The 12,999-nt window shown below is 67.3% G+C and carries 10 protein-coding genes and 1 tRNA gene; 4 read left to right on the plus strand and 7 right to left on the minus strand.

Annotated features, from left to right (window positions below; translation table 11 throughout):
• Positions 1–95: 95 nt before the first annotated feature.
• A complete protein-coding gene (locus tag ACWEWT_RS31810) occupies positions 96–737 on the minus strand; it encodes a sigma factor-like helix-turn-helix DNA-binding protein (protein WP_452564544.1) in 642 nt (213 codons plus the stop codon).
• A gap of 1,008 nt (positions 738–1,745) precedes the next feature.
• Between ACWEWT_RS31810 and ACWEWT_RS31815 the strand changes: the two genes are divergently transcribed.
• Both ACWEWT_RS31815 and ACWEWT_RS31820 read left to right on the plus strand, forming a co-directional pair.
• Positions 1,746–3,962: an MMPL family transporter gene (locus ACWEWT_RS31815; RefSeq protein ID WP_452564545.1), complete on the plus strand. Its 2,217-nt coding sequence runs from the start codon at positions 1,746–1,748 to the stop codon at positions 3,960–3,962.
• 5 nt (positions 3,963–3,967) lie between these two features.
• A complete protein-coding gene (locus tag ACWEWT_RS31820; RefSeq protein WP_452564546.1) occupies positions 3,968–4,549 on the plus strand; it encodes a TetR/AcrR family transcriptional regulator in 582 nt (193 codons plus the stop codon).
• 156 nt (positions 4,550–4,705) lie between these two features.
• Here ACWEWT_RS31820 and ACWEWT_RS31825 read toward each other — a convergent pair whose 3' ends face one another.
• Both ACWEWT_RS31825 and ACWEWT_RS31830 read right to left on the minus strand, forming a co-directional pair.
• A complete protein-coding gene (locus tag ACWEWT_RS31825; RefSeq protein ID WP_452564547.1) occupies positions 4,706–5,476 on the minus strand; it encodes a MerR family transcriptional regulator in 771 nt (256 codons plus the stop codon).
• Positions 5,477–5,504: 28 nt separating this feature from the next.
• Positions 5,505–6,317 (minus strand): alpha/beta fold hydrolase, encoded by an 813-nt coding sequence (locus ACWEWT_RS31830; RefSeq protein ID WP_452564548.1) that lies wholly within the window; start codon positions 6,315–6,317, stop codon positions 5,505–5,507.
• A gap of 149 nt (positions 6,318–6,466) precedes the next feature.
• On the opposite strand from ACWEWT_RS31830, the gene ACWEWT_RS31835 reads away from it, so the two are divergent.
• The gene (locus ACWEWT_RS31835) at positions 6,467–6,826 is read left to right on the plus strand and encodes a VOC family protein (RefSeq protein ID WP_452564549.1); all 360 of its coding nucleotides are present in this window, start codon (positions 6,467–6,469) and stop codon (positions 6,824–6,826) included.
• Positions 6,827–7,680: 854 nt separating this feature from the next.
• On the opposite strand, the gene ACWEWT_RS31840 is transcribed toward ACWEWT_RS31835, so the two are convergent.
• A tRNA-Asn gene (locus tag ACWEWT_RS31840) sits at positions 7,681–7,753 on the minus strand.
• Between the two features lie 199 nt (positions 7,754–7,952).
• Between ACWEWT_RS31840 and ACWEWT_RS31845 the strand changes: the two genes are divergently transcribed.
• Entirely contained in the window at positions 7,953–8,201 is a 249-nt protein-coding gene (locus ACWEWT_RS31845; protein WP_452564550.1) for a hypothetical protein, read from the plus strand.
• A 68-nt stretch (positions 8,202–8,269) separates the two neighbouring features.
• On the opposite strand, the gene dnaG is transcribed toward ACWEWT_RS31845, so the two are convergent.
• From dnaG to ACWEWT_RS31860, 3 genes are all read right to left on the minus strand, one after another.
• On the minus strand, positions 8,270–10,201 hold the full coding sequence (dnaG, locus tag ACWEWT_RS31850; protein ID WP_452564551.1) for a DNA primase: 1,932 nt from the start codon (positions 10,199–10,201) through the stop codon (positions 8,270–8,272).
• A 78-nt stretch (positions 10,202–10,279) separates the two neighbouring features.
• On the minus strand, positions 10,280–11,521 hold the full coding sequence (locus ACWEWT_RS31855) for a deoxyguanosinetriphosphate triphosphohydrolase (RefSeq protein ID WP_452564587.1): 1,242 nt from the start codon (positions 11,519–11,521) through the stop codon (positions 10,280–10,282).
• 62 nt (positions 11,522–11,583) lie between these two features.
• On the minus strand, positions 11,584–12,204 hold the full coding sequence (locus ACWEWT_RS31860) for a YdcF family protein (RefSeq protein ID WP_452564588.1): 621 nt from the start codon (positions 12,202–12,204) through the stop codon (positions 11,584–11,586).
• Positions 12,205–12,999 lie beyond the last annotated feature (795 nt).

A 12,999-nucleotide genomic window follows, 5' to 3' on the forward strand; every position in this document is an offset into this window, starting at 1 on the left:
ACGCGCCGGCCGAGGTAGCCGATATCGATTCGATTCGTGAGGTCGGCACAGAACGGTGAACTGTACCGGCGTCCGGAAGACTTCTCGATCAGACATCAGGTTCCATCGATGTTCTCGAAACTCAGGGAGTCATCAGCGGCGAGGAGATGCTGGGCGACGGGAGCCGATTTGGGGCCGCAGATCACCACAGCGTCACCGGCCGGCACATCCTCGGCATCCGGGTCGATTTCGAACCGTGTGGAAGCCAGCGACAAGCGGGCAAGATCAACTTCGACACGCTCCTGAGCCGACTGGTCACTCACGTCGAAGTATCGGCGTTCGCGCCCGTCTTCGACCCCCACTCGGCGGGGAATCCCGACCGCGACCGGGCCGACACCGAAGAACGCGCGTTCGGGCGGCGGCGCGTTCGTCCTGATCTGGCTGATCCGGCCCTTCGTGATCCCGAGCCGCTCGGCGATCTCGGTATAGCTGAGACCGGTCCGGTGGGCTTCTTCGATCGCTTCTTTCCGGAGCCGCGCCAGTTCGACGGCCCGCTGCTGGTAGCGCGTGATCAGTTCGGTGGCCCGCTGCCCACGGCGTACCGGGTCCGGATCGCTTCGGACCTCGTCGAACTCGTTCGCGCCATCCACGCCGTCGAGTTTAGAGCGCCTTGACGACAGGCGGGCGGCGGCCGTATGGTCGTGTTTATACCCCCTCAACCACGCGGGGGCCTTCTCGATTCGGTGTTTATAGCCCATAAACATCGAGCAGTTGCGCGCTCACCCAGCCTTCGTCGGCCCTCGACGCGGGCCGGATATCCCTGTTCAGCACATCGAACCCGCGAGGTCGCACGATGCCCGAACAACGCCCCCCGCTACCCAGCCGAACCGTCAACCGGGCCATGGCCGCAACACTGCGGCTCTGGGAGGACACCTGGTGCACGGATCCGGCGATCCTCGAACAGGTCGCCGCTGGATTACGCGAGTCGATCCGGCACGAACCCCGAAATCAACCATCGCCCAGCACTATTCGAGCCGAGTTGTGCACCGCAGCGAGTTCGGCCGCGCGGATTCCATCACGCCCGGACGAGAGCGGCACCCGGCGACCACCGATCACGGAAAGAACGACATGCCACTGCACGGCGAACCGGACTGCGGATGCCGAATCGCACCCTGGATCCACACCCGAATGCTCGTACCCAAATCATCCCCCGGGCTCTACTACTGCCCGGAAAAGCTGCACTGCCTGCGCGGCACCCGCCTCGAAGGCGGCCGGGTCGCCGACCACCAGCGAAACGTCCCCGGGGAATGCCCCTGGATCGGAATGAAGGTCACCGACAGCCGGGTGTGCGAATGCGGACGGGGGCCGTGGATCGACCTGCGACAGATTCGAATCGTCCTCCGCGAGCGGCTCATCGGACCCGTAACCGCCGTCGGCTGCCCGGGATTGTGTCCGAGAACCCTGGTCTCGGTCGTCGGTGAACACATAGCCGATCATCCGTACGACAGCCGCACCCGGTGCCCGTGGTCGGGTACACGGATCATCCCGACGGGAACTCCCCCACCGCTGTTTCCGCCGCCGCGCTGAGGTCCGGCCACCCGCGGCGCCGCGACCACACCGGCGCCACGGGAATCGGCACCGGGAGCGGGCTCCCGATGGTCCGGGGCGGAGCGTTCCGGCCCGCGTAAGTAAAGAGTAGGTATTGCCCATCCCAAAAATGGTAGTTACTGTCAGATGACAGTAACTACCATTTAGGAGAGGCTGTTATGTCGGCCCTGCTCTATCGAATCGGACGGTTCAGCTTTCGCACCCGGCGACTCGTACTCCCCGTCTGGGTACTGCTCCTGACCGTTCTGGGGGTGGGCACAGCGACCCTGGCCGCCCCCGCCGCGACCTCCTTCAACCTGCCCGGTACCGAATCGCAGGAGGCTTTCGATCTCCTGGAGGAGCGGTTCTCGGAAGTGCCCCTCGACGGCGGATCGGCCTTGATCGTGTTCGTCGCCGAGAACGGCACGGTGACCGATCCCGAACCGCGGCGGCGGATCGCCGAGGTGGTGCGGGAGGCCGCCGGAGCCGCCGAGGTCGCGGCGGTGAAAGGCCCGTTCGACACCGGGCTGATCTCGGCGGATCAGCGGATCTCCGTCGCCGAGGTGACCTACGCGGTGTCCTTCGAAGCGGTACGCGATTCGAGTCGCCAGGAAATGATGGACCTGGTCGAACGGAGCGGCTCGGCCGAGCTGCGCGTCGCGGTGAGCGGCGACGTGATGGAGTTGATGCCCGATGTGAGCAAAGAACTGCTCGGATTGCTCGTCGCCGCCGTGGTTCTCGTGGTCACGTTGGGATCGCTGGTGGCCGCGGGGATGTCGCTGATCGCCGGGATCACCGGTGTGGCGGTCGGCCTGCTGGGCATCCTCACGGCCACTGCCTTCATGGATCTCGGGGTCACGACACCGATCCTCGCGCTCATGCTCGGCCTCGCCGTCGGTATCGACTACGCGCTGTTCATCGTCTCCCGCTACACCCATGAGCTGACCCGGAATCCGGACCCCGAGGAAGCCATCGGACGCGCGGTGGCCACCGCCGGATCGGCTGTCGTCTTCGCGGGGTCGACGGTGGTGATCGCTCTCGCCGGACTCGCTGTGGTGGGTATCGGGCTGCTCACCGAAATGGGTCTCGCGGCGGCGGTCACGGTGGCCGTCGCCGTGCTCGTCGCGATGACGCTGCTACCGGCTCTGCTCGGGTTCGCCGGCCCGCGGGTTCAGCCGCGCGGACAGCGTCGGCGAGTGGCCGCCGAGGGCACCGGGAGCGATACGGACGGGCCGGGCACGGCCGCGCGGCGCTGGGCGTCCGTCACCACCCGCCGGCCGGTGGCGACCCTGATCGTCGCCCTGGCCGGACTCGCCGTCCTGACCCTCCCGGCCCTGGACCTGCGACTCGGCATCCCGGACCAGGGGACCTATCCGGAACACACCTCGCAGCGCCAGGCCTACGACGCCATCGCCGCGGGGTTCGGTCCGGGTTTCAACGGTCCCCTGCTGGTGGTCGCCGACCTGGCCGGCACACCGCAGCCCGCGGACGCCGCGCGGCGGGTCCACGAGCAACTCTCCGGAACCGCCGGGGTCGCCATGGCCGCCCCGCCGGAACTGAACCCGGCCGGTGATACCGCGCTCATCGGGGTCATCCCGCACAGCGGGCCCGACAGCGAACACACCGAGCAGCTGGTCCAACTGCTGCGCGGTGACGTCGCCGATACCGTCGAACGGTTCGGCGCGCGGATCGCCGTCACCGGAACCGCCGCCATCATCATCGATTTCAGCGATCGCATGGCGGATGCGCTGTGGACCTATCTGCTGGTGGTCGTCGGACTGTCGTTCATCCTGCTCACGGCCGTTTTCCGTTCGATCGTCGTCCCTCTGAAGGCCACCGTGGGATTCCTGCTCAGCCTGGGCGCGACCTTCGGCGTCATGGTGGCCACCTTCCAGTGGGGTTGGCTGGAATGGCTGGGCATCCACACCACCGATGTGGTGGTGAGCATGTTGCCGATCTTCATCATCGGTGTGGTGTTCGGCTTGGCCATGGACTACGAGGTGTTCCTGGTGACCCGGATGCGGGAGGAATACGTCCACGGCGCACCGGCGATCTCGGCGGTCCGGACCGGATTCGGGCACGGCGCGCGGGTGGTCGCCGCGGCCGCGATCATCATGGTGAGCGTATTCGCCGGGTTCGCCTCCGGCGACGCGAGCGATATCGTCCAGATCGGCGTGGCCCTCGCCGCCGCGGTCGCCGTCGACGCCTTCGTGGTGCGGATGACCATCGTCCCCGCGGTGCTCGCACTCGTCGGGGACAGGGCATGGTGGTTGCCGAAATGGCTGGACCGGATACTGCCCGACCTGGATGTGGAAGGCCGGAACCTCCCGGGCGCCGCGGCCGCGGATACCCCCCGGGGTGCGGTTGGCCGGCCCGTCGACCGTTCGGCAAGATAAAGGGCATGAGTACCGGTGGTCTTCGAGAACTCAAGAAGAAGCGCACGCGCGAAGCCATCCAGGACCACGCCCTGCGCCTGTACCGGGAGCAGGGCTACGCGAACACGACACTGGAGGAAGTGGCCGCGGCCGCCGAAGTTTCCCCGAGCACGCTGTTCCGCTACTTCCCCACCAAACCGGATACGGTGCTCTTCGACCGTGTGGACCCGCTCTTCATCGAGAAATTTCTCGCCGAGCCCGCCGATGTGCCGCTGCTCGAGGCCGCGCGCAACGCGCTGCTCGCGATCCTCGACAGCGCGGACATGGATATGGACGCCGTGGAGACCACCCGGATGCGGCTCATCGCCTCCGTGCCGGAACTCCGCGTGGCCGTGGCGCACAAAATCGAGACGGATCTGCCACCGTTCCTCGAAGCCGTCGCCCGGCGGACGGGCCGCGAACCCGACGATCCCCAGGTTCGATATTGGCTCGGCGCGGTGGCCGGCGTAGCTCTGATGGCCTATCTCCGCGCGGTCGACAGCGATCAGGACATCTACGCCGTCGTCCGCGAAGCCCTGGAATTCCTGGAGAACGGGATGCCGCTCTGAGGTAGGGAATGCGGCGCCTCCTACTACCGGATGCACGGTCGCCACCGCCGATCCCCGAAATCGCCTTCGACACGACCGAATCCATTGCCCCCGAGCCCGGGTAACGATCGATATGGAGGACTGTGCCGAACCGCTACCGGCACCGGCTTCGACTCCCTACGGCGGGTCTGTTCGCTCGAGCTTGGTCCAGCCGTTCCATCCTCGCTTCGTCAGTAGTTCGGTCAGTCGACGGGCCGGCGGCCAGGTGTCGAACGCCAGCTTGTCCAGCAGTTCGACCAATGGTGGCTCGATATCGGGTTCATCGAGATAGTCCTCGCCCTGTTCCTCGGCTATCTGCGTGATGTACGAGGCCATTTTGTCGGCCAGCTCAACAAGGCTTCGGTCATCGGCCTGATCCAGAGCCCGGCTCAGCGTGAGATAGAAGTCGATGAGCCGCGGGTCCGCGATCTGCTTCTGCTTGCGGGTGATCCACTCCGGGACCCGTTCCGGCGAACGCGCGACCAGCGGGATCCAACCGTCGCGTTCGACCTGGACGATCCGCTCGTCGACGCCGAGTGCCCGCAGTCGGTCGAGGAACTCGACCAGCTCCGGCGGGAGCGCCAAGCTGTCCCCGGCAGCGAGCCGGGCGATCCGTTCGCGCAGCCGCTGCCGCTGCCGGATTTCTGCCCGCAACTGCTTGTCGATATCGGCGACCGCGGCCGCGAATTCCGCTGTGCCGGCCTCGAGGAGCTTCCGCACGCGCGCCAACGGAACCCCGGCCTCGGCGAGCGTCCGGATCCTGATCAGCTCGACCACCGCAGCGGCGTCGTACCTCCGATAACCGGAGTGGTCGCGGTCCGGCTCCGGCAGCAGTCCGATGGCGTGGTAGTGCCGCACCGCTCGTACCGTCACTCCGGCGTAGGAGGCCACCTCGCTGATGGTCAGCATCGGACCGGTCTCCTCGATCCGGAAACTGTCAGGACGCCGGCCGGCACGCGGGGCCCTGCGTTTCCCGGATGATCCGGGCGATCTCCTGGGCGTGGGTCACGAGCAGCCCGTGCCCGGCGTCGAGCCACGTTGTGGAAATACGCGGCCGGTCGCGGACCAGCCGGTCGATACCGGCCCGCCAGTTCTGGTTGCGCCACGGTGCACGCCCTTCGCCGCTGTCGCCGGCCATCGACGCCGACATGATCATGCTGATAGGACAGTGGATCTTCCGATACCGGTCGAGGATTGCGGACCGCACCGCATCCACCTCGAGATTCAGGTCGAGGACGTCCCGCGCGGTGAGCAGCACCTGCCGCGGGGTTCCCTCGGCACCCTCGGTCCATGCCGTGAAGCCGTCGAACATTGCCCGCAACTCCGGCAGATCGGCCTCGGTGACGAATGGTTCGGGGACCGGGTTCGCCCCATCGACGAGAACAATCTCGGCGGCGGTGCCGGGATACTCGCAGGCATAGTGCACGACCAGGTCCGCCCCCAGCGAGTGACCCACGAGCACGGGCGGAGCGGGCAGGCCCAGGTGTCCCACTTCCGCCATCACCGCGACGAAATCGCCCAGGAACGCCTCGAAGGAGTACCGGGCGGCCGCCGAGGAGAGGCCGTGACCGCGCAGGTCGAAGGTCACCACATCATGATCGCGCCGCAGCGACTCGGTCAGCTCGTGCAGATCGGCCTGTGTCGTGAGAAGCCCGGGACACAGGACCAGCGGGCGTCCCCGGCCGCCACGGGACGCCGCGATCGTGACGCCGTCGTGGCGGATCATGAAGTGCTCGGTTTCGGCAGTCATGCCGACCATGCTGCAGGGTTGACCCCGCGTCAGGGTCAACTGCCGAAGCACGATGTCGTCAGCGCATCGCCGACCGGTGCCCCGAGCAACCGACAGCCCCACTTGTGGAGCAGCGATGAATTCGCCGATCTCGGGCAGTCCACCGAAGTATGGATATCGACTCCTTGTTCGTCGGCCTGGCCGTGACGGACTTCGCCGCGGCCGACAGCTGGTACACCCGCCTGTTCGGTCGCGCGCCCGATTTCGTCGTGACGCCGGGAATCGAGGCGATGTGGCAGCTGAGCGACACCGCGTTCGTCTACATCGTGGTCGATCCCGAACACGCCGGTCGGGCGCTGGTCGATACCGCCGTACCGGACCTGACCACCGCCGTGGCCGAAATAGGTTCCCGCGGTCTCGATCCCGGGCCGTTCGTCCTCGTCGGGCCGGGCGGAGCGGCAGGCCGGAAAGCACCGTTCATCGATCCGGACGGCAATTCGATCTTCGCCATCGAGATAGCCGGGGCCTGATCGCGCAACCGAGCCCGCATGCTCGCACCGGAGGGGTGAGCCCGGTGGCCGGGCGAAGCAGCAGCGCCGCTGGCACGACCAGCGCGAGCTGTTCCCGGATGATCTCTGAACACGCACATCCGGTGGGCCGCCAGCGGCGATTTCCCCCTGAACAGAGCAGTCCCCGGTAGTCTTGCCGAACCCTCGAGCATCAGTCGTCGCTGATGACTCCCGTGTTCGACCGGCTTGCCGGGGGCCTGGCCGGATTTCTGAAGTATGTCACCTGCGTTCTCCGGACGTCTCCGTCGAACGTGTCACATACCCCGGTTTTCCGGTGTTCTTCCAGTCTCCTCCGGATGGCACGTCAGTCAAGACCTCCAGCCCGATAATCGGGCGATTGTTCTGCCGGGCGGGACGGTCCGGCGATATCGTCCACCGGACGCCCAGCGCCGCTCAGGCGCTGTCGGGCACGGACCGGCCGACACCTTTCCGACGCGTCGGCGACCTCGGCGAATCGGGATGCCCGCAGCCTGCGTTGTCGTCCCACTGCTACCGGCGCCCGAGGCGTACTGCTCGCAGAACACCGCAGGCTCAACCCTGGAGAAAAGGCTGAACCCGCGGCGTTCCGGCCGGTGTCCGAGCGCGGCGGCTCAGGCCCCGGCCTCACCTAGGACACTGCCACCGTACGGCGGGTTGTCAAGGCCCTGCAGCTGCGGTATCGGGCCCACGTTCAGGGGCTACGAACTCGCGAAGAACGATCGCCATATCGTTCGATCGAAGAGAAATTCGGCGCCGGAACTTTGGCGCATTCTTGCCGATCGGCCGAAAAGAACAGCAGGTCAAGCCTTACTATCAGGCCTGACCTGCTGTTTACGCTCCCCCAACTGGACTCGAACCAGTAACCTGCCGATTAACAGTCGGCTGCTCTGCCAATTGAGCTATAGGGGATTGCTCGGTGACCCCGCCCGTACCGGGCTGGCCGAGAGGAAACTTTAGCGTATTGGTGCGCGCGCGCCCAAATCGCGGGGTCGCGCCGGTGCGAGACGTGGAAACAGGGTCCGAGCGGCGGGTGGGAGTCGGATCGACAGGTGTCGGTGCGGTCGGGCAGGATGGGTCAGCACGGACTACTGGGAGGAGCTCCACCCACATGCTGCGGTTGATCATCGGTATCGCTGCCGGTTATGTACTGGGCAGTAAAGCCGGGCGGGCGCGCTACGAGCAGATCAGCGCGAGTGCGCGCGCGGTCGCGGGGAGCCCGGTGACCCGCAAGCTGGTGCAGGTGAGCCGACAGCGTCTCTCCGACAGATTGAGCACCCGGCCGAAGCTGGAGCCGATGGAGCCACTGGACGAACGCACCACCGTGATGGTGCCGCACGATCAGCTGCGGCGGCGCTAACTCGCGCTGCCGTCCGTAGCCCGCGCACGGCCCGGACGCATGCGGGGGTTCGCGGCGCCCGGCAGCCGTCAGACGGTGCCGAATTCGCTGTTGCCCATGGCCTGTTCGAGCAGACTCTTGCGGTATTGCTCGAGCGCGACCAGGTCGGCGAACAGTGCCATATAGGTATCCGGTTCGTCGACCGAGGAGACCCGGTGCAGCCGTGATTTGAGTTCGGCGATCTGCCGCCCGACCAGGGCTGCCTGAGCGTTGGCGAGCACACCGGTGATGAACCGGGGAATATCGGCGGTGGTTTTCACCGGCAGCGGTTCACTGGCCAGTTCGGATATCAGGGCGCGCAGCGTGAGATCGTCGGTGAGATCGCTGATCGTCCCCACCCAGTCCGCGCCCGACAGCCCGGCCGATACTCCCCCGGCTTCGGCCATGAGGGTGCGTACCGCGATATAGGCCGGGTGGGTGAAAGCGTCGGATTCCAGCGCGTCGAAGGCCGGGCCCGCGATCTCCGGGTACTGGAGACCGGCGGCGATGGCCTGGCGCTGGGAACGCAGCACCGGATCGCGCGGATCGGGGCGGGCAGCCGGCCGGGAAGGACCGATATCGGACTGCTCGCCACGAGGTGCGCGGGTGGGTGGCGCCGCGGCCGCGCCGCGCAATTTACGGGCCTCTTCGTCGACCCGGCGATACACCAGCTGCGGATCCTGCCAGCCGGTCCATTCGGCCAGTTGGGTGGCATAGCGTTTGCGCAGGCCGTGGTCCTTGATCTGGGCGACTATGGGCACCGCCCAGCGCATCACCTCGACCTGGCTGTCGTAGGTGAGCGCGCGAGTGCGGCTGTCCTCGCGTTTGGCGATCTCCTGGCGCAGCGCGAAATCGAACAGGGGTTCGCGGCGGGCGACCATATCGCGCAGGGCCGCGTCGCCGGAATGCTGGCGCATCTCGCACGGGTCCTGACCGTCCGGCGACACCACCACATAGGTCTGCCCGGCCACCTTCTGATCGCCGAGGAACGCTTTGAGCGCGGCGGCCTGACCGGCGGCGTCGCCGTCGAAGGTGAAGATGATCTCGCCCCGCCAGAAGTTGTCGTCCATGAGCAGGCGGCGCAGGATCGCCAGATGGTCGTCACCGAAGGCGGTGCCGCAGGCGGCCACGGCGGTTTTCACCCCGGCCAGATGCATGGCCATCACATCGGTGTAGCCCTCGACGACCACGGCCTGATGCCCTTTGGCGATCTCACGTTTGGCGTGTTCGAGACCGAACAGCACCTGGGACTTCTTGTACAGCAGGGTTTCCGGGGTGTTGACGTACTTACCCGGCATCGTGTCGTCTTCGAAGAGTTTGCGCGCGCCGAAGCCGATCACATCACCGCCGAGGTTGCGGATGGGCCACAGCAACCGCCGGTGGAAGCGGTCGATCGGACCGCGCCGGCCCTGCCGGGACAGACCCGCCGCCTCGAGCTCCTTGAAATCGAACCCGCGGTTCAGCAGATGCTTGGTGAGGGTGTCCCAGCCGTCGGGGGCGTAACCGCAGCCGAACTGCGTCCACGCGGCCTCGTCGAAATTACGGTCGGTGAGATATTTGCGGGCCATGGTCGCATCGGGGCCGCGCAATCGCTCCACATAGAAATCGTGGGCGGCCGCGTTCGCGGCCACCAGCCGTGACCGGGTACCGCGATCGCGCTGGACGGAGGTCCCACCGCCCTCGTAGTTGATCCGGTAGCCGATCCGATCGGCCATCTGCTCGACGGCTTCCACGAAACCGATGTGCTCGATCTTCTGCAGGAAGGCGTACACGTCACCGCCTTCGCTGCACCCGAAGCAGTGGAACAGACCGTGGTTGGGCCGCACATGGAAGGACGGGGACTTCTCGTCGTGGAAGGGGCACAACCCCTTCATCGAATCCGGACCGCCCCGTTTGAGGGCCACGTACTCGCCCACCACATCTTCGATCCGGACGCGCTCCCGAATGGCGGTGATATCGCGAGCAGGTATTCGTCCGGTCACGGAGTCGAGTCTAGGCCAGCGCGGTCACGGCAGAATCCGAGCACCCTCGCGGTGGCGAACACGCCCGGAGGCGGGGAATCAAATACCTCGCGCGACCCGTTCCAGGCGGCTCTCGGTGTAGGAGGCGATCTGATCGACGATCACCCGCACCCGGGCGCTGTCGTCGCTCGCGGCATCCCACCAGGGCAACAGCAGCGCGTCGAGGGCGGCAGGGCCGGTGGCCAGCAGGTGTTCGGCGACAGCGGTGAGGATGTCGCGTTGCTCGGCCTGGCGCAGTTTGTGGTGGGCATCGGACATGACGTAGCGCAGGGCCACCGTTTTCAGCACGGCGACCTCGGCCGCCGCCACCGGCGGTACCACCAGGTCGGCGGAATAGCGGGCCGGCGGGCCGGGGTAGGTCTCGCGCGTCGCCACGACCGCCGCGTTCGCGAACCGGCCGACGAGTTCGCTGGTGAGCCGTTTCAAGGCCACCGAACTCCGCAGGGTGCCGTCGTAGACGAAGGCATCGGCCACCACCGGCAGTTCGGAGAGCCGCTGCGCGGCGGCCACCAGATCGTCGACCGCGAGGCCGCGGTGCTGCACATGTCCGAGTTCGGCGAGGGCCACCCGCTCCACCGGATCCGCCAGAGCCCGCAGGTCGATACGGCCGGCGAGGATACCGTCCTCCACATCGTGCACGGAGTAGGCCACATCGTCGGACCAGTCCATCACCTGGCATTCCAGCGCCGGCCGCCGGTCGGGGGCACCTTTTCGGACCCAGGACAGCCGGTCGGCGTCCGCTTCGTAGGCCCCGAATTTGCCACCGGCCTCGGTGCGGTGCCAGGGGTATTTGATCGCGGCGTCGAGGGCGGCGCGAGTGAGGTTGAGCCCGACGCTGCCGCCGTAGGAGTCGAGCACCTTCGGTTCGAGCCGGGTCAGGATCCGCAGATTCTGGGCATTGCCCTCGAACCCGCCGAAATCGGCGGCGAAGATATCGAGCGCCTTCTCACCGTTGTGCCCGTAGGGCGGGTGGCCGATATCGTGCGCCAGCCCGGCGAGCTCGGCCAGATCGGGGTCACATCCGAGACCGTCGGCGATCCCCCGGCCGATCTGCGCGACCTCCAGTGAATGGGTGAGCCTGGTGCGGGGGGTGTCACCGTCGCGGGGGCCCATCACCTGTGTTTTATCCGCGAGGCGGCGCAGGGCGGCGGAATGCAGCACCCGGGCCCGGTCGCGCGCGAATTCGGTGCGGTGCCCGTTTCCGTGGGCACCGGCCCCGGCCAGCCCGGCGGTTTTGGGCGCCTCGACGACCAAGCGTTCGCGATCGTGCTCGGTGTAGATCACCGCACCCAGTCTGCCACCGAGCGGTGACCGATCGGGGTGTCCGGCACCGGGTGCCGGATTCACTGTCCGGCGGTGTAGTTGAAATCCGCCGAGAAATGCGTGAGCTGATACCAGAGCAGTGCCGCGGTTTCCCGGGCGATCCCGTGGGCCTGCGATTCCCGGGTGTACACGGCGGGGCCGGTGCGGGTGGGCGCGGTCCAGGCGTCCAGTCCGGCGTCGCGGGCCATGGTGCGGGTTCGTAGCGAATGCCACGGATCGCTGACGAGCACCGCCGAACCGAGCCCGCGCTGGTGCATGGCCGCGGCCACGGCCTCGATACTGCGCAGGGTGTCGGAGCCGGTTTCCACCGCGAGGATCGCGTCTTCCGGAACGCCCGCGTCCATCAGGTACATCTTTCCCGAGGCGGCCTCGGTGTACAGGTCGCCCTCCTGTTTCCCGCCGACCGTGACGACCAGATCGGATACGCCCTGTTCGTACAGCTTGGCCGCCTGGTACAGCCGCGCCTCGAACACCGACGACGGGGTCCCGGAGTACTGCGCCGCGCCCAGGACCACGATCGCGTCGGCCCGGGTGTAATCCTCGATCCGAGCGACCTGCCACACCCGCACGGCGGTACCGCACACCAGGATCAGCCCCACCACGAGAGCGCCGCCGATCAGCCGGCCGCCCCAGCGCAGGATCCCGGCGCCGATCCCGCGCGCAGCACCGGAGTCGGCACGCGAATCCGGTCGTGTACGCACTGGCGTCCAAGTCACGAGACAAGTCTGCCAGGCAGGTTCCGGGCCGCGGACACCGCGCGATCGCACGGGCTCCGGACCGCCGCGGCGCGATGGGAATCCGTTCTCGCTGGTCAGCGGACCGCGAATCGGCGGGCGCCGCCGGATATCAGGGCAACCGGACGGTGCGCGGGCGCGACCACCCGCTCGACGAGCGCACCTTGTCGCCCGAATCGTTATCAGCGAACCCTCCCCTGGGCGGGAATGGACCCCTCCGTGGTTCACCCGGCCGTGCACGACCGTGCGGCGATCGGGATCCGCACCGGCCGGTCCGCTGCGTCCTATACGTGGACCTGCACGGTGGACGGTTCTACGAGATCCGGCCACTCCGCCCGGCAGCCGCCACCATCTCCCGAACCACCGAGCAGAGCCACGGGCCCGGCGACCGGACCACTCCCCCGCGGCCACCCCGCGAGCGGCAACCGAACGAGTTGCCCCGGTTGTCGAGCACTCCGCGACACCGAACGAGCGCGGCGCACCGGCCGGACGCCGAAACCGCCGCGAGTGGGCGAATTTCGTGTCGAACCACCGTCCGACGGTGAATATCCCGTTGATCAGGACCGAACACCGGTAGATTCGACTTCCGGAACGGGCGCGGATGTGCTTGGCTATCCCTCGGCGAGATCTGCTGTGTCCCCGATCGATCCATCGGTGTCCACGGACTCGCACCCACACGTCACACCACAAAGGCGTGGCATG

Source organism: Nocardia sp. NPDC003963, from assembly GCF_053605105.1.